The sequence below is a fragment of the Streptomyces sp. NPDC048258 genome (assembly GCF_043201995.1).
Classification (GTDB): Bacteria; Actinomycetota; Actinomycetes; order Streptomycetales; family Streptomycetaceae; genus Streptomyces.
Genome location: NZ_JBICZH010000002.1, coordinates 319,781 through 335,596, shown reverse-complemented (window position 1 = coordinate 335,596; position 15,816 = coordinate 319,781). Strand labels below are relative to the sequence as shown.

The window sequence follows — 15,816 nt, the reverse complement described above, 5'->3', positions numbered from 1 at the left end:
CTTCCGTCGTCACTTGGAGACGTTGACGGCCGGTGCGTCCTCGCCCAGGAGCTTGCCGTCCGAGGTCTCGAACTGGCGCTTGAAGCCGGCGATGGCGTCAGCGATCGACGTCAGGGTGTCGTCCGACATCTTGCCGCCCTCGGCGATGGAGGTGAGGAGGTCCTTGCGCTCGCGGCGCAGGTGCTCCAGCAGCTCCGACTCGAAGCGACGGATGTCGTTGACCGGGACGTCGTCCATCTTGCCGGTGGTACCGGCCCAGACGGAGACGACCTGCTCCTCGACGGGCATCGGCTGGTACTGGCCCTGCTTCAGCAGCTCGACCATGCGCTTGCCGCGCTCCAGCGAGTTCTTCGACGCGGCGTCCAGGTCGGAACCGAAGGCGGCGAACGCCTCCAGCTCGCGGTACTGGGCGAGGTCCACGCGCAGACGGCCGGAAACCTGCTTCATGGCCTTGTGCTGGGCGGAGCCACCGACGCGGGAGACCGAGATGCCGACGTTCAGCGCCGGGCGCTGGCCCGCGTTGAACAGGTCGGACTCCAGGAAGCACTGGCCGTCGGTGATGGAGATGACGTTGGTCGGGATGAACGCCGACACGTCGTTCGCCTTGGTCTCGACGATCGGCAGACCGGTCATCGAACCGGCACCCATCTCGTCGGAGAGCTTGGCGCAGCGCTCCAGCAGACGCGAGTGCAGGTAGAAGACGTCACCCGGGTAGGCCTCACGGCCCGGCGGGCGGCGCAGCAGCAGCGACACGGCGCGGTAGGCGTCGGCCTGCTTCGACAGGTCGTCGAAGATGATCAGGACGTGCTTGCCGGCGTACATCCAGTGCTGGCCGATGGCGGAACCGGTGTACGGCGCCAGGTACTTGAAGCCGGCCGGGTCGGACGCCGGGGCGGCGACGATCGTCGTGTACTCGAGCGCGCCGGCCTCTTCCAGGGCGCCGCGAACGGACGCGATGGTCGAGCCCTTCTGGCCGATGGCGACGTAGATGCAGCGAACCTGCTTGTTCACGTCGCCGGAGCGCCAGTTGTCGCGCTGGTTGATGATCGTGTCGACGGCCAGAGCGGTCTTACCCGTCTGACGGTCGCCGATGATCAGCTGACGCTGGCCACGGCCGATCGGCACCATCGCGTCGACGGCCTTGTAGCCGGTCTGCATGGGCTCGTGCACCGACTTACGGACCATGACGCCCGGGGCCTGCAGCTCGAGGGCGCGGCGGCCCTCGGTCGCGATCTCGCCGAGGCCGTCGATCGGGTTGCCGAGCGGGTCGACAACGCGGCCGAGGTAGCCCTCGCCGACACCTACGGAGAGAACCTCACCGGTGCGCTGCACCGGCTGGCCCTCCTCGATACCGCTGAACTCGCCGAGGACGATCGCACCGATCTCGCGCTCCTCGAGGTTGAGGGCGAGACCGAGGGTGCCGTCCTCGAACTTCAGCAGCTCGTTCGCCATGGCGGAGGGCAGGCCCTCCACCTTCGCGATGCCGTCGCCGGCAACGCTGACCGTTCCGACCTCCTCGCGCGAGGCCGCGTCCGGCTGGTACGACTGGACAAAGTTCTCCAGTGCGTCCCGGATCTCCTCCGGCCGGATCGTGAGCTCCGCCATCTGGGTTCCCTGCTCTCCTTGTTGGGCCTGAAGCTTCTTAGGGGTCTGGGGGCGACCCCCAGGAATCTTCTGCAAGTTCTGCACGGCCCAACCGGGCCGCTAGGAATGCGTTGTTCTATTGGTGGCTGGTCAGCCGGCCATGCGGCGGGACGCCTCGGAAAGGCGGTCCGCGATGGTGCCGTCGATGACCTCGTCGCCGACTCGCACCGAGATCCCGCCGAGGACCTCGGGGTCCACGTCCAGGTTCAGGTGCATCTGGCGGCCGTACAGCTTGGCCAGCACCGCGCCGAGACGCTGCTTCTGCACGTCGCTGAGCGGAACCGCGCTGGTCACGGTGGCGACCATGCGGTTGCGGCGCTCGGCGGCGAGCGTGGAAAGGGACTCGAGTCCCGCTTCCAGGCTACGTCCACGCGGGTGCGTGACAAGACGGATCACCAGGCGCTCGGTGACGGCGTTCACCTTGCCGTCGAGCAGGCTGCGCAGCAGCTCGCTCTTGGCGGCGGTGGTGGCGCCACGCTCGGTCAGCGCCGCACGCAGCTCGGTGTTCGAGGAGACGATCCGGCCGAAGCGGAAGATCTCGTCCTCGACGTTGTCGAGAGCGCCGTTCTGCTGGGCTGCCGTGAGGTCGGCGGTGTTCGCCAGCTCCTCCAGCGAGTCCACCAGGTCACGGGACTGCGACCAGCGGGACCGGACCATGCCGGACACCAGGTCGAGGGTTTCCCCGCCCACCTGGCCGCCCAGCAGGCGACCGGCCAGCTCGGCCTTGGCCTCGCCGGCCTGCGCCGGGTCGGTGAGGACCCGACGCAGCGAGACCTCACGGTCGAGCAGCGCGGTGACGGCAGCCAGCTCACCGGCGAGCTTCGCCGCGTCGACGGACGTGTTGTCCGTCAGCGCGTCGAGACGCTCACGCGCGGAGGCCAGCGCCTCGCGGCTCGCTCCGTTCATCGGGCGGCCTCGGCCTTCTCCTCGAGCTCGCTGAGGAAACGGTCGATCGTGCGGCTCTGCCGGGCGTGGTCCTCAAGGGACTCGCCGACGAGCTTTCCGGCCAGGTCGGTGGCGAGCTTGCCCACGTCCTGACGCAGCGCCTGAGAGGCGGCCTTGCGGTCGGCCTCGATCTGGGCGTGGCCGGCAGCGATGATCTCCTCACGCTGCCGCTGGCCCTCTGCGCGCAGTTCTTCCTTGAGCGCAGTGCCCTGCTCCAGCGCTTCCTGGCGCAGGCGCGCGGCCTCGTGCCGGGCTTCGGCGAGCTGGGCCTTGTACTGCTCCAGGACGCTCTGGGCCTCGGTCTGAGCGGCTTCTGCCTTTTCGATACCGCCTTCGATCGCCGCGTGGCGCTCGTCCAGAACCTTGTTGATGTTCGGGAGGAGCTTCTTCGCGAGGAAACCGAAGACGATGACGAAGGCGATCAGACCGATGACGAGCTCGGGGATCGGCGGGACGAGGGGGTTACCCGGCTCCTCGGCCGCGAGAACCAGGAGGTTCACATCAGTGCCTTTCGTCGATTCGGACTAGTCGTGGAGTTCGTCTTAGTAGACGAACGGCATGACCAGACCGATGAGGGCGAGCGCCTCACAGAAGGCGAAGCCGAGGATCTGGTTGGCGCGGATCAGACCGGCAGCCTCGGGCTGACGGGCGAGAGCCTGCGTGCCGTTACCGAAGATGATGCCGACGCCGACGCCCGGGCCGATCGCCGCGAGACCGTAACCGACGGAGCTGAGGGAACCTTCGACGGCAGCAAGGGTCTGGGACATGCCAGTTCTTCCTTCTCTTTCATGGACCGGTGGGGGTTGGCCACCGGACGATTCGGGGGTTTGCGGAGCGAACTCGCTCAGTGGTGCTCGGCGAGCGCGCCCTGCAGGAAGCTGCAGGCCAGGAGCACGAAGACGTACGCCTGAACAGCCTGGATGAAGAGCTCGAACGCGGTCATCACGATGACCATGACGAACGAGACACCGGCGTAGGCGATGCCGATCCCGTTCAGCAGGTACCAGCTGGCGATGGTGAACAGCAGCAGCAGGGTGTGACCGGCGAACATGTTCGCGAACAGTCGGACCGCGTGGGTGAACGGGCGGACGATGACGTTCGAGAAGAACTCGATCACCATGACCATCGGCAGGATCGGGCCGAGGGACTTGTCGTAGCCCGTGATGTTCTTGAAGCCGCCGACGAAGCCGTGGCGCTTGAAGGTCACCGACATCCACATGACGTAGATGACGAGGGCGAGGCCGGCCGGGTACGCGATGACGGCGGTCACCGGGAACTGGGCGAGCGGCACGATCGACCACAGGTTCATGATCCAGACGAAGAAGAACGTCGCGACCATGAAGGGGACGTACTTCTCGCCTTCCTTCTTACCGAGCGTCTCGTAGACGATGCCACGGCGTACGAAGTCGTAGCCCGCCTCGGCGACCATCTGCAGCTTGCCCGGGACGACCTTCGGCTTCCGGAACGCTGCCCAGAAGAAGCCGACGATGATGACCGAGCCCAGCAGGGCGAGCAGCATCGTCTTGTTGAAGTACAGGTTGCTGTCCGCGTCGCCGAAGATCGGCTTGAACAGGAACGAGTACAGGGTCGGGCCCGGGAAGCCGCAGCCAGTGCCGTCTTCGAAATGACAGTTGATATCGAAGGCGAGCGTCATGTCAGCAGCACTCACCGCAGGGCTCCTTCAGCGTGGCGCATAGGTACGGCAACCTCGTTGTGTCGGCGCGGCGCGCAGCCGCGGTTCGGCACTGGACTGGTGTAACGGATGGTGGGGCGGCTATCAGGCATCGAGCCTCGCGATGGAACAGGCGTCAGCTCAGATGCCCGCGCCCGCAGTGCCGCAGTTGGCACCGGACGATAGCAGGACGCCGAACGCGCACTTATCCCGACCCTACCCCTCACGACTTCGGTCCCGGATTCTCGGGCTTGTCGCCCTTCATCGAGTCCGGTTCGACGTAGAGGATCTTGGCCTTCATATGAGCACGCGTCTGTGCGCCGATCCACACGAGGGTGGTGGCGACGAGCGTGATCGCGAAGGCCTTGGGGTGGAACAGGGTGGTGTTCTTGAACGCGGCGAGAAAGACGAAGAGCAGCAGAATCTGGGCCGCGTAGAGCATGAGCCCCATGGCCTGGAAGAGATGCGGGAGTGTTTTCGCCGTGCGCTGCAGAACGACGAATCCGATGCCCATGAAGAGAATCACGACCAGCGTCGCGACGACGGCACCGACCGCACCCTTGCTGCCGACGACCAGCGCGCTGATCACGGCGGCGAGAGCGCCGGCGACAGCGGTGGGTACGGCGGCTTGCAGGAGGGATCGGACGTCATCTGACCGCATGGCGGTTTGCTCCGCGTGGTGGTGGGGGCACGGGACTCGTACAGGACGAGCGTAAGCCCGGTCCGAGAGGGAACCTCGGGCCAATGGACCGTCGCACTACGGTCCTTCGGCTCTGTCGCCGGGTTTAGTGAACGGTATCACAAACTATTTGATGAGAGCTTTACCTGCGAAGTGTGCTGACTGTCACACATGAGAGGGACCCTGCGCGTGTGTGCGCGACAGGGGAACCTCTTGTCTGGTAAAGGGCGTTCATGTCCGACATGCGCCAGCGCTGTCAGCGGGTCGATTCAGCCTTACGCCGGTCGGGGAAGCGCGAACGGGGGCCGATGGCGGTCGCCCCGTTGACGCCTGACACACCGGCGGCGATCGGCCTGACGGGCTCCGGCTCGGCTCCCGAGGCATCCGCGGCGGCGGCTTCCGCCGCGGCCTCGGCGGCCCGTGCGGCATGCCGGTAGCGCGGCGGCACGAGCTTCTCCGCCCAGCGCGGAGCGCGCGGGGTGAAGCGCGGCAGGAGGAGCAGGATGAGGCCCACGGCGCTGAGCGCGGCGATCGCGAGCACGATCCACATCGAGGCGGAATTCACCGAATACGCCACGGTGCCGAAGGCGATCAGCCCCGACCAGAAGTACATGATCAGCACCGCGCGGCTGTGCGAATGCCCGAGTTCCAGCAGCCGGTGGTGGAGGTGCCCGCGGTCGGCCGCGAAGGGCGACTGGCCCTTCCAGGTACGCCGGACGATGGCCAGGATCAGGTCCGCCATCGGGATCGCGATGATGGTCAGCGGCAGCAGCAGCGGGATGAAGACGGGGAGCATCGCGTGCGTCGCGTTGCGCTCACCGCCCGCGAACAGGGCCAGCGCGTCCGGGTCCACCTGACCGCTGATGGAGATCGCGGAGGCGGCCAGCACCAGGCCGATGAGCATCGAGCCGGAGTCGCCCATGAAGATCCGGGCGGGGTGCATGTTGTGCGGCAGGAAGCCCAGGCACATCCCCATCAGGATCGCGGCGAAGAGGGTGGCGGGCGCGGCCTGCTCGATGCCGTAGCCGAACCAGAGCCGGTACGCGTAGAGGAAGAGCGCGGCGGCGGCGATGCAGACCATGCCGGCGGCGAGGCCGTCCAGTCCGTCCACGAAGTTCACCGCGTTGATGGTGATCACGACGAGCGCCACGGTGAGCAGGTTGCCCTGCCACTGGGTGAGCGGAACCGTCCCGATCCACGGGACGGGGATCCACAGGATGGTCAGACCCTGCATGACCATCACGCCGGCGGAGATCATCTGCGCGCCTAGCTTGATCAGGGCGTCGAGCTCGAACTTGTCGTCGAGTACGCCGACCAGCCAGATCAGGGCGGCGCCGGAGAGCAGTGCGCGCGGTTCGTTCGACAGCTCGAAGACACCGTTGAGGTTCCGCAGGTTGTCCGCGACCAGCAGCCCCGCGCACAGGCCGCCGAACATGGCGATGCCGCCCAGCCGTGGCGTGGGCTCGCGGTGCACGTCGCGGGCGCGGATCTCCGGCATGGCCCCGGCCGCGATCGCGAACTTCCGCACGGGCCCGGTCAGCAGGTAGGTCACCGCGACCGTGACGCAAAGCGTCAGCAGATATTCACGCACGGGCTGCCCCAGATGTATCGCCGGCCATCTCAGCCCCACACATTAGCTGTGATGTCCCTACCACCGAGGACGCGAGGGGGCGGCATCCCGGTTGCGGTACGCCCCTCTTGTCCTGATTACTCACCGTACGGGGGAAATCCCAGCGTGAGCTCGTTGACCTCCGTACGGGTTTTCGCGGCTTCCCCGTGCAGCGCGGCGGCAAACAGTGCCGCGATGCGGAGCATCTCCGGCTCCCCCATCCCCTGGGTGGTCACGGCCGCCGTGCCCAGCCTGATGCCGCGCTGGTCCCCGTACGGGAGGGCGCAGGTGTCGAGCACGATCCCGGCGGCGGCCAGCCGGCCGCGCGCGGTCGGACCGTCGACGCCCAGCGGGGCCGGGTCGGCGGTGATCAGGTGCGTGTCGGTCCCGCCCGTGGTGACGGTGAAGCCGTGGTCCTCCAGCGCTTCGGCGAGCGCCCGGGCGTTGCCGACGACCCGGTGGGCGTACGTGGTGAAGGCGGGACCGGCGGCCTCCCCGAAGGCGACGGCCTTGGCGGCGATGGTGTGCATCTGGGCGCCGCCCTGGGTGAAGGGGAACACCGCCCGGTCGATCCGCTCGGCGAACTCGGCGCCGCACAGGAGCATCCCGCCGCGCGGCCCGCGCAGCACCTTGTGCGTGGTCGCGCAGACGATGTCGGCGTACGGGACCGGACTGGGCGCGGCCCCGCCGGCCACCAGCCCGATCGGATGGGCGGCGTCGGCGATCAGATAGGCCCCGACCTCGTCGGCGATCTCCCGGAAGGCCGAGTACTCGGGGTGGCGGGGGTAGGAGATGGACCCGCAGACGATCGCCTTCGGCCGGTGCGCGCGGGCGAGGTCCTGCACCTGCTGGTAGTCGATGAGTCCCGTCTCGGCGTCGACCCCGTACCCGACGAAGTCGAACCAGCGCCCGGAGAAGTTGGCGGGCGAGCCGTGGGTGAGGTGGCCCCCGTACGGGAGCCCCATCGCCAGCACCGTGTCCCCGGGCCGCAGCAGCGCGGCGTAGGCGGCCAGGACGGCGGAGGAGCCGGAGTGCGGCTGTACGTTGGCGTGCTCGGCCGCGAACAGCGCCTTCGCCCGTTCCACGGCGAGCTGCTCGGCCGCGTCGACGTACTCGCATCCGCCGTGGTAGCGGGCGCCGGGGTATCCCTCGGCGTACTTGTTGGAGAGCGTCGACCCGAGCGCGGCGAGCACGGCGGGCGAGGTGAAGTTCTCGGCGGCGATCAGCTGCAGCGTGCTCGCCTGCCGCTGCCGCTCCCCCGCGAGCACGTCGGCCATCTGCGGGTCCTGCCGTCGCAGGATGTCCGTGGGCTGGGTGATGACGCTCATGGCGCGACTCCAGGGGTACCGGGTACCAGCCACTGTAGGCCGAGGCCGCGCATCGCGCCCTGCGACGGGCCGCCCTGCTGGGGCGGAGCCCCGGTTTCTGGGGGCACCTCCCAGCGGTAGCTGGGGGACAAGGAGCGGGGTGGGGCAAGGCTCCGCGCGGCGGCGGCCGGAGGCTCAGCGCGACGCGGTGACGCCCGTCAGGGCCGTGACCACCGGATCCAGCGCCTGGTTGATCTCGTCGCCGATCGAGCGGAAGAAGGTGATCGGCGCCCCGTACGGGTCGTACACCTCGTCCGCGTCCGGCGAGGGCGCCAGCAGCCAGCCCCGCAGCGCCGCCGCGGCCCGCACCAGCGCCCGCGCCCGCTCCGCCATACCGTCGTCCAGCGGCGGCAGCGTGGCCGGATCTATCGCCCGCACCAGCCGGGTGAACTCCTTCAGCGTGAAGGTGCGCAGCCCCGCCGAATGCCCCATCGAGATGACCTGGGCCCGGTGGTCGCGCGTAGCGGTCAGCACCAGGTCCGCGCGTATGACGTGCTCGTCCAGCAGCTCCCGCCCGGTGAACCCGGAGGCGTCGGCCCCGAAGTCCGCCAGCACGGCGGCCGCGTTCGCCTCCATGGGGGCGCCCTCGTGGCCCCAGGTGCCGGCGCTCTCCACGATGAGGTCCCCGTGGACGAGGCCACCCAGCCGGTGCGAGAGGGCGTGCCGCGTCAGCCGCTCGGTGATGGGCGAGCGGCACACGTTGCCGGTGCTGACGTGGAGGATGCGGAAGGTGTCTCCCCCAGCCTCTGCTGGGAGGTGCCCCGTTGCTATGCCACGCCCCTCAGGGCTCACGGGGCGACCTCGAGGTCGGGTACGACCTCCCGCAGCTGGTCCGCGGTGAGCGCCCCTTCACGCAGCAGGACGGGAACCTTCCCGGTGACGTCGACGATCGACGACGGCTGGATGCCGGGGGTCGGCCCGCCGTCCAGGTACACGGACACGGAGTCCCCGAGCATCTCGCGCGCGGCGTCGCAGTCCTCCGGCGCCGGGTGCCCGGACAGGTTGGCCGAGGACACCGCCATCGGGCCGACCTCGGTCAGCAGCTCGATCGCGACGGGGTGCAGGGGCATGCGTACGGCCACGGTGCCGTGGGTGTCTCCGAGGTCCCACGCCAGCGACGGCTGGTGCTTGGCGACCAGCGTCAGCGCGCCCGGCCAGAAGGCGTCGACGAGCTCCCACGCCTGCTCGGAGAAGTCGGTGACCAGGCCGTGCAGGGTGTTCGGGGAGCCGATGAGGACGGGGGTGGGCATGCCGCGGCCCCGGCCCTTGGCGGCGAGCAGGTCGTTGACGGCCTCCGGGCTGAAGGCGTCCGCGCCGATCCCGTACAGGGTGTCGGTGGGCAGCACGACGAGCTCGCCGCGGCGCACGGCGGATGCGGCTTCGCGCAGGCCCGTCTTGCGGTCCGTCGCGTCGTTGCAGTCGTATCGCCGGGCCATCAGCGGGCCTCCTCAAGCAGCAGGGGGGTGACGGGAAGGGTCGCGCCGGTCACGGCAGCGCCTTGCGGGCGGTCGCGAAGCGCGGACGGTTGTTGAGGTCCGGGTGGTCGGCCGCGTCGGCCCAGCCCCGCTCCTCGGCGAAGATCCACGGGACCTGGCCGCCCTGGGTGTCGGCGTGCTCGACGACGACGATGCCGCCGGGCCGCAGCAGCCGGTGCGCGGTGCGCTCGAGGCCGCGGATGGTGTCGAGGCCGTCCTCGCCGGAGAACAGGGCCATCTCCGGGTCGTGGTCGCGGGCCTCGGGCGCCACGTACTCCCACTCGGTGAGCGGGATGTACGGCGGGTTGGAGATGACGAGGTCGACCTGGCCGTCGAGCTCCGGCAGGGCGCTCAGCGCGTCGCCCTGGTGGACGGTGACCCGGGAGCCCTCGGCGTTCTTGCGGGTCCACCGCAGCGCGTCCTCGGACAGCTCGACCGCGTGCACGCGCGAGCGCGGCACCTCCTGCGCCATGGCCAGCGCGATCGCGCCGGAACCGGTGCACAGGTCGACGATCATCGGCTCGACCACGTCCATCGCCCGGACGGCGTGTATGGCCCAGTCCACGACCGACTCGGTCTCGGGCCGCGGGACGAAGACCCCGGGCCCGACCTGGAGCTCCAGGTACCGGAAGAAGGCGCGGCCGGTGATGTGCTGGAGCGGCTCGCGCGCCTCGCGGCGGGCGACGGCCTCCCAGTAGCGGGCGTCGAAGTCCGCGTCCTTGACGTGGTGCAGTTCCCCCCGCTTGACGCCGTGCACGAAGGCCGCGAGCTCCTCCGCGTCGAAGCGCGGTGAGGGCACGCCGGCGGCGGCCAGCCGCTGGGTGGCCTGGGCCACCTCGGCAAGCAGCAAGTTCACGCTGGTCCTCCGGGCTGCTGTCGTACGGGGTGAAGCGGGGGGTGGGGCAGGGTCAGGCAGGGATCAGTGCGCGGCCGCGAGCTTCGCGGCGGAGTCCGTGTCGACACAGGCCTGGATGACCGCGTCGAGGTCGCCGTCGAGCACCTGGTCCAAGTTGTACGCCTTGAAACCGGTCCGGTGGTCCGAGATCCGGTTTTCCGGGTAGTTGTACGTACGGATCTTCTCGGAGCGGTCCACACTGCGCACCTGGCTGCGGCGCACGTCGGAGGCCTCCTGCTCGGCGGCCTCCTGCGCGGCGGCCAGCAGGCGCGAGCGCAGGATGCGCATGGCCTGCTCCTTGTTCTGGAGCTGGCTCTTCTCGTTCTGGCAGGAGGCGACCACGCCGGTCGGCAGGTGCGTGATGCGCACGGCCGAGTCGGTGGTGTTGACGGACTGGCCGCCGGGGCCCGACGAGCGGTACACGTCGATGCGGAGGTCGTTCATGTTGATCTCGACCTCGACCTCCTCGGCCTCCGGGGTGACGAGCACGCCGGCGGCGGAGGTGTGGATGCGGCCCTGGGACTCGGTGGCCGGAACGCGCTGGACGCGGTGCACGCCGCCCTCGTACTTCAGGCGGGCCCACACGCCCTGGCCGGGCTCGGTGGCGCCGTTGCCGCCCTTGGTGCGGACGGAGACCTGGACGTCCTTGTAGCCGCCGAGCTCGGACTCGGTGGCGTCGATGATCTCGGTCTTCCAGCCCACGCGCTCGGCGTAGCGCAGGTACATGCGCAGCAGGTCGCCGGCGAACAGGGCCGACTCGTCGCCGCCCGCGCCCGCCTTGACCTCCAGGAGCACGTCCTTGTCGTCGCTGGGGTCACGGGGGACCAGGAGCAGGCGGAGCTTCTCGGTGAGCTCCTCGCGCTGCTGGGTCAGCTCCTTGACCTCGGCGGCGAAGTCCGGGTCGTCGGCCGCGAACTCCTTGGCCGTCTCGATGTCCTCGGCCGACTGCTTCCAGGCACGGAAGGTCGCAACGATCGGGGTCAGTTCCGCGTAGCGCTTGTTCAGCTTGCGCGCGTTGGCCTGATCGGAGTGGACCGAAGGGTCGGCGAGCTTCTTCTCAAGATCGGCGTGCTCGCCGATCAGTTCCTCGACCGCCTCGAACATCGGGGGCTCCTGTAGTAAAAGTACGAACGGGGTGACGTGGCGAGACGACGACAAAGGCGCCGGTCCGGCCGCCCCCGAGTGGACAGGGGGCGGCCGCTGACCGGCGCCTGGGTCGCGCTACTTCTTGGCCGCACCCTTGCCGAAGCGCGCCTCGAAGCGGGCCACGCGGCCACCGGTGTCGAGGATCTTCTGCTTGCCCGTGTAGAACGGGTGGCACTCGGAGCAGACCTCGGCTCGGATGGAGCCCTCGGTCAGGGTGCTACGGGTGGTGAACGACGCGCCACAGGTGCAGCTGACCTGGGTCTCGACGTACTCGGGGTGAACATCGCGCTTCAAGGTGTCTCCTAGATTCGGGAGGGCGCCGGGTCGCAGGAGCCGAATTGCGCACTGCGTGAACCGGGGCCGACAGACCAGTCTGCCAGGACCGGGCTGCCTGTCAAAATTCTGAGGACGCCTCCCTCAACGGAGAGGGGCCGGCATCTATTCCGCACCGCCGCGGAAGGGTCCTTACTGGACGACTCCACCGGCCGTGCCCTTGTCGCCCATCGAGTTCTCGGTGGCCTCGGCGGGCACCGGCTGATCGGCCAGCAGGGCGTCCCAGACCAGCTTGGACTGCTTGGTCAGCGGGGCCACGCGGTCGGAATCGAGCGCGTCCACGGTCACCGGCAGGGTGATCATCTGCATGTTGTGGGCGTCGATGCCCTGGAGGCTCTGGGCGAAGCCCATGAGGGACTTCACATCGCCGAGCGCCCTGTCGGTGGTGATCGTCTTGGTGCCGGTGTCGGCGAGGTCGAGCAGCCGCTTGGGGTTGTCGAACAGGCCGATGCTCTTGACCTGCTTGATCAGCGCCTTGATGAAGGCCTGCTGGAGCTGTATTCGGCCGAGGTCGCCGCCGTCCCCGACGCCGTGGCGGGTACGGACCAGGCCGAGGGCCTGCTCGCCGTTCAGCTTGTTGGGGCCGGCCGGGAGATCCAGGTGGCTGTAGTCGTCCTTGATCGGCTTGCTGGTGGTCACGTCCACGCCGCCGAGGGTGTCGATGATCTTCTTGAAGCCGGTGAAGTCGACCTCGATGTAGTGGTCCATGCGGATCCCCGACATCTTCTCGACGGTCTTGACCGCGCAGGCCGCCCCGCCGATGGTGTACGCCTCGTTGAACTGCTTGCGCGTCCCGCCGGGGTCGGTCTTCCCCCCCTTGGTCGTGGTGCAGGCGGGGCGGGCGGTCATCGTGTCGCGCGGGATCGATATGACGCTGGCCTTCTGGTGGCCCTCGTACAGGTGGACGATCATCGCGGTGTCGGAGCGGGCGGAGCCGCCGTCGTCCGGGCCGTACTCGCCGTTGGCGCCGCCCCGCGAGTCCGAGCCCAGGACCAGGATGTCCATGGAGCCGTTGTCGACGTTCTGCGGTCGGTCGGCGCCGAGCGCCTGGTCGATGTCGACGGTCTTCAGGTTGCCGTTCAACTTGAAGTAGAAGTAGCCGAGGCCCGCCCCGCCGAGCAGGACGACGCCCGCGGCGCTCCACGCGGCGATGGCCAGGGCCCTGCGGCGCTTCGGCGGTTTCCGTCGGCGCCGGCGCGCGGCGCGCCCGCCGCTGCCCGTGCTGTCGTCGCTCATGCTCTCCTCGGTCCTGAGTCCGTTTCCCCGGTCATCCACGGCCGCGGTCAACCCTGCGGTCCTCTGACACAGACGGCCGGAGGCCCTCCAGGGTTCCACGGCGCCCGGAGCCCGCCGATCGGCGCGTACAAGGCGGCCTTCGCCGACGATCACCGCGCGACACCCTGTCCACCTGCGGTTTTGTCGCGGGACGTCGCGCGGCGGGAGGAGGTTCACCGCGGGCCGGGGTGTGCGCAAGAGCACAGCCGCCCCCGCCGCGGGTGCGGCGGGGGCGGCTGTGATGTGCGGTGACGCGGGTCAGTCGTCGTTCTTGCCCGACGGAGTCGTCTTCGCGATCTGCATCAGGAACTCGGCGTTCGACTTCGTCTGCTTCATCTTGTCGAGGAGCAGCTCGATCGCCTGCTGCGAGTCGAGCGCGTGCAGCACCCGGCGCAGCTTCCAGACGATGGCGAGCTCCTCCGCGTTGAGGAGGATCTCCTCCTTGCGGGTGCCCGACGGGTCGACGTCGACAGCCGGGAAGATGCGCTTGTCGGCGAGCTTGCGGTCGAGCTTGAGCTCCATGTTGCCGGTGCCCTTGAACTCCTCGAAGATCACCTCGTCCATGCGCGAGCCGGTGTCGACCAGCGCGGTGGCCAGGATGGTCAGCGAGCCGCCGTCCTCGATGTTGCGCGCGGCACCGAAGAAGCGCTTCGGCGGGTACAGCGCGGTCGAGTCGACACCACCGGACAGGATGCGGCCGGAGGCGGGCGCCGCGAGGTTGTACGCGCGGCCCAGACGGGTGATGGAGTCCAGCAGGACGACCACGTCGTGACCCAGCTCGACGAGGCGCTTGGCGCGCTCGATGGCCAGCTCGGCGACGGTGGTGTGGTCCTCGGCCGGGCGGTCGAAGGTCGAGGAGATGACCTCGCCCTTGACCGACCGCTGCATGTCGGTGACCTCTTCCGGACGCTCGTCGACCAGGACGACCATCAGGTGGCACTCGGGGTTGTTGGTGGTGATCGCGTTGGCGATCGCCTGCATGATCATGGTCTTACCGGTCTTCGGCGGGGCCACGATCAGGCCTCGCTGGCCCTTGCCGATCGGCGACACGAGGTCGATGATGCGGGTCGTCAGCACGCCCGGGTCGGTCTCCAAGCGGAGCCGGTCCTGCGGGTAGAGCGGGGTCAGCTTCTGGAACTCCGGTCGGCCGCGGCCGGATTCGGGCGCCATGCCGTTCACCGAGTCGAGCCGCACCAGGGCGTTGAACTTCTCGCGACGCTCGCCGTCCTTGGGCTGGCGCACGGCACCGGTGGTGTGGTCACCCTTGCGCAGCCCCGCCTTGCGGACCTGGGCGAGGGAGACGTACACGTCGTTGGGGCCGGGCAGGTAGCCCGAGGTCCGGATGAACGCGTAGTTGTCGAGGATGTCGAGGATGCCCGCGACGGGGATCAGCACGTCGTCGTCGGCGACCTGCGGCTCGCTCGGGGCGAACTCGTCGCGGCCACGACGGCCACGGCGGTCGCGGTAGCGGCCGCGACGGCCGCGACGGCCGCCCTCGTCGTCGAAGTCGTCCAGCGGACCGCTGTCCTGGCGGTCCTGACGGCCCTGCTGGCCCTGCTGCTGGCGGTCCTGACGGCCGCCGCCCTGCTGCTGGCGGTCGCCGCGCTCGGCGCGGTCCTGACGACCGCCGCCCTGCGCGCCCTGGCCCTGCTGGCCCTGGGCGGCCTGGCCCTGCTCGTCGGCCTTGGCACCGCGGTCGCGGCGGTCGCGCTGGCGGTCGCCGCGCTCGGCACGGTCACCGCGGTCGGCGCGGTCGCGGCGGTCGCGACGGCCGCGGCCCTCGCCGTCCTGCGCGGGGGCGGAGACGGCCGTGGCGGCCTCGGCCTTCACGTCGGTCTGCGGCGCGGTGGCGGTCGCGGTGGCGGCCTCGGCCTTGACGGTCTCGGTCTTCTGCTCGACCTGCACGGCGACGGGGGCCGAGGCCTCCGGGCTGCCGGAGGGGGCGGTGGCCCGACGGCGGCGGCGCTCGCCGACCGGGGCGGCGTCCTCACTGGCCGGCTGCCCCGGGATGTCGATCTGCGCCTGCGCGGCAGGCTTCTCGGCGGGCGCCTCGGCGGCGGCCTCGCCCGTACGGGCCTTGCTGGTGGCACGGCGCTTCGGCTTGGCCTCGGCGGTGTCGGCGGCGCCGGCGGCGCCGGCGGCAGAGGAGGCGGCCTTGGACGCACCCGCGCCGCCCGCCTGCGTCTCCTTGATGACCTCGATCAGCTGGCTCTTGCGCATCCGCGCGGTGCCCCTGATGCCGAGGCCCGACGCGACCTGCTGCAGCTCGGCCAGGACCATGCCGTCAAGGCCGGTGCCGGTGCGGCGACGCTTGGGTGCGGCGCCCGCGGCGGGGGCACTGGTGTCGACAGAGGTGTCGGCAGCGCCCATCAGATCGGTGGTGTCGCTCACGAAGGGTCCTTCCCTGGAGCGGACGTCGGCCTGTCTGGCTCGGCGACCGGTTGTGCTGTCCGACAACAGTCCAGTACCTGATGGGTCATGGACCGCGGCCGGGGCGGTGGTCCGCCGGTAGAGATACGGCGGAGAGAAACGTGCATGGGTGGTTCCGGCGAGAAGCCCCCGAGCTGGAAGCGTGGGAATGTCACGCCGATTCCGGAGCGTGCTCGAAACTGCTGGAAGTGATCAAAGCAGTCGGGGAGGCTCCCGGAAGAAAGGTGGTCCCGGATGGGGACACTGAGCACCGAGCCATGGCGACTTCGGATGCGCACTTGAGACTAACACTACCGGATCCAACAGATATTCCCCCTCTCAATCACCGGCAATCGCGCCCTTCCGC

At 69.5% G+C, this 15,816-nt stretch carries 15 protein-coding genes; all 15 read right to left on the bottom strand.

Annotated elements, in window-relative coordinates:
- Positions 1 to 9 precede the first annotated feature (9 nt).
- On the bottom strand, positions 10 to 1,605 hold the full coding sequence (atpA, locus tag ACGFYQ_RS05715; RefSeq protein ID WP_393740304.1) for a F0F1 ATP synthase subunit alpha: 1,596 nt from the start codon (positions 1,603 to 1,605) through the stop codon (positions 10 to 12).
- A gap of 129 nt (positions 1,606 to 1,734) precedes the next feature.
- The gene (locus ACGFYQ_RS05710) at positions 1,735 to 2,550 is read right to left on the bottom strand and encodes a F0F1 ATP synthase subunit delta (protein WP_393740302.1); all 816 of its coding nucleotides are present in this window, start codon (positions 2,548 to 2,550) and stop codon (positions 1,735 to 1,737) included.
- Complete coding sequence (locus ACGFYQ_RS05705; RefSeq protein ID WP_393740300.1) at positions 2,547 to 3,089, bottom strand: F0F1 ATP synthase subunit B; 543 nt, start codon at positions 3,087 to 3,089, stop codon at positions 2,547 to 2,549. Before ACGFYQ_RS05705 ends, ACGFYQ_RS05710 begins: the two co-directional genes overlap by 4 nt.
- Positions 3,090 to 3,131: 42 nt before the next feature.
- Complete coding sequence (gene atpE, locus ACGFYQ_RS05700; protein WP_030545783.1) at positions 3,132 to 3,356, bottom strand: ATP synthase F0 subunit C; 225 nt, start codon at positions 3,354 to 3,356, stop codon at positions 3,132 to 3,134.
- A 77-nt stretch (positions 3,357 to 3,433) separates the two neighbouring features.
- On the bottom strand, positions 3,434 to 4,243 hold the full coding sequence (gene atpB, locus ACGFYQ_RS05695; protein ID WP_393740911.1) for a F0F1 ATP synthase subunit A: 810 nt from the start codon (positions 4,241 to 4,243) through the stop codon (positions 3,434 to 3,436).
- 241 nt (positions 4,244 to 4,484) lie between these two features.
- Positions 4,485 to 4,922, bottom strand: coding sequence for a hypothetical protein (locus ACGFYQ_RS05690; RefSeq protein ID WP_393740298.1), 438 nt, complete (start codon positions 4,920 to 4,922; stop codon positions 4,485 to 4,487).
- A 274-nt stretch (positions 4,923 to 5,196) separates the two neighbouring features.
- Complete coding sequence (locus ACGFYQ_RS05685; RefSeq protein ID WP_393740296.1) at positions 5,197 to 6,531, bottom strand: MraY family glycosyltransferase; 1,335 nt, start codon at positions 6,529 to 6,531, stop codon at positions 5,197 to 5,199.
- 116 nt (positions 6,532 to 6,647) lie between these two features.
- Positions 6,648 to 7,877 (bottom strand): serine hydroxymethyltransferase, encoded by a 1,230-nt coding sequence (gene glyA, locus ACGFYQ_RS05680; RefSeq protein WP_393740294.1) that lies wholly within the window; start codon positions 7,875 to 7,877, stop codon positions 6,648 to 6,650.
- A gap of 174 nt (positions 7,878 to 8,051) precedes the next feature.
- Positions 8,052 to 8,708, bottom strand: a complete 657-nt coding sequence (locus tag ACGFYQ_RS05675; protein WP_393740292.1) for a protein-tyrosine-phosphatase — start codon at positions 8,706 to 8,708, stop codon at positions 8,052 to 8,054.
- Complete coding sequence (locus tag ACGFYQ_RS05670; protein WP_376678557.1) at positions 8,705 to 9,352, bottom strand: L-threonylcarbamoyladenylate synthase; 648 nt, start codon at positions 9,350 to 9,352, stop codon at positions 8,705 to 8,707. Before ACGFYQ_RS05670 ends, ACGFYQ_RS05675 begins: the two co-directional genes overlap by 4 nt.
- A 49-nt stretch (positions 9,353 to 9,401) precedes the next feature.
- On the bottom strand, positions 9,402 to 10,247 hold the full coding sequence (prmC, locus tag ACGFYQ_RS05665; protein WP_393740289.1) for a peptide chain release factor N(5)-glutamine methyltransferase: 846 nt from the start codon (positions 10,245 to 10,247) through the stop codon (positions 9,402 to 9,404).
- A 63-nt stretch (positions 10,248 to 10,310) separates the two neighbouring features.
- Complete coding sequence (prfA, locus tag ACGFYQ_RS05660; protein ID WP_362392970.1) at positions 10,311 to 11,390, bottom strand: peptide chain release factor 1; 1,080 nt, start codon at positions 11,388 to 11,390, stop codon at positions 10,311 to 10,313.
- Between the two features lie 117 nt (positions 11,391 to 11,507).
- The gene (gene rpmE, locus ACGFYQ_RS05655) at positions 11,508 to 11,726 is read right to left on the bottom strand and encodes a 50S ribosomal protein L31 (protein ID WP_030708126.1); all 219 of its coding nucleotides are present in this window, start codon (positions 11,724 to 11,726) and stop codon (positions 11,508 to 11,510) included.
- A 171-nt stretch (positions 11,727 to 11,897) separates the two neighbouring features.
- Entirely contained in the window at positions 11,898 to 13,001 is a 1,104-nt protein-coding gene (locus tag ACGFYQ_RS05650) for an LCP family protein (RefSeq protein WP_393740286.1), read from the bottom strand.
- A gap of 297 nt (positions 13,002 to 13,298) precedes the next feature.
- Entirely contained in the window at positions 13,299 to 15,431 is a 2,133-nt protein-coding gene (gene rho / locus ACGFYQ_RS05645) for a transcription termination factor Rho (protein WP_393740284.1), read from the bottom strand.
- Positions 15,432 to 15,816: the final 385 nt, after the last annotated feature.

Excerpts from the sequence above, each read along its gene's own strand:
- atpA (WP_393740304.1), bottom strand. The coding sequence starts at position 1,605 with ATGGCGGAGCTCACGATCCGGCCGGAGGAGATCCGGGACGCACTGGAG.
- ACGFYQ_RS05710 (WP_393740302.1), bottom strand. The coding sequence starts at position 2,550 with ATGAACGGAGCGAGCCGCGAGGCGCTGGCCTCCGCGCGTGAGCGTCTC.
- atpE (WP_030545783.1), bottom strand. The coding sequence starts at position 3,356 with ATGTCCCAGACCCTTGCTGCCGTCGAAGGTTCCCTCAGCTCCGTCGGT.
- atpB (WP_393740911.1), bottom strand. The coding sequence starts at position 4,243 with ATGACGCTCGCCTTCGATATCAACTGTCATTTCGAAGACGGCACTGGC.
- ACGFYQ_RS05690 (WP_393740298.1), bottom strand. The coding sequence starts at position 4,922 with ATGCGGTCAGATGACGTCCGATCCCTCCTGCAAGCCGCCGTACCCACC.
- glyA (WP_393740294.1), bottom strand. The coding sequence starts at position 7,877 with ATGAGCGTCATCACCCAGCCCACGGACATCCTGCGACGGCAGGACCCG.
- ACGFYQ_RS05670 (WP_376678557.1), bottom strand. The coding sequence starts at position 9,352 with ATGGCCCGGCGATACGACTGCAACGACGCGACGGACCGCAAGACGGGC.
- prfA (WP_362392970.1), bottom strand. The coding sequence starts at position 11,390 with ATGTTCGAGGCGGTCGAGGAACTGATCGGCGAGCACGCCGATCTTGAG.
- ACGFYQ_RS05650 (WP_393740286.1), bottom strand. The coding sequence starts at position 13,001 with ATGAGCGACGACAGCACGGGCAGCGGCGGGCGCGCCGCGCGCCGGCGC.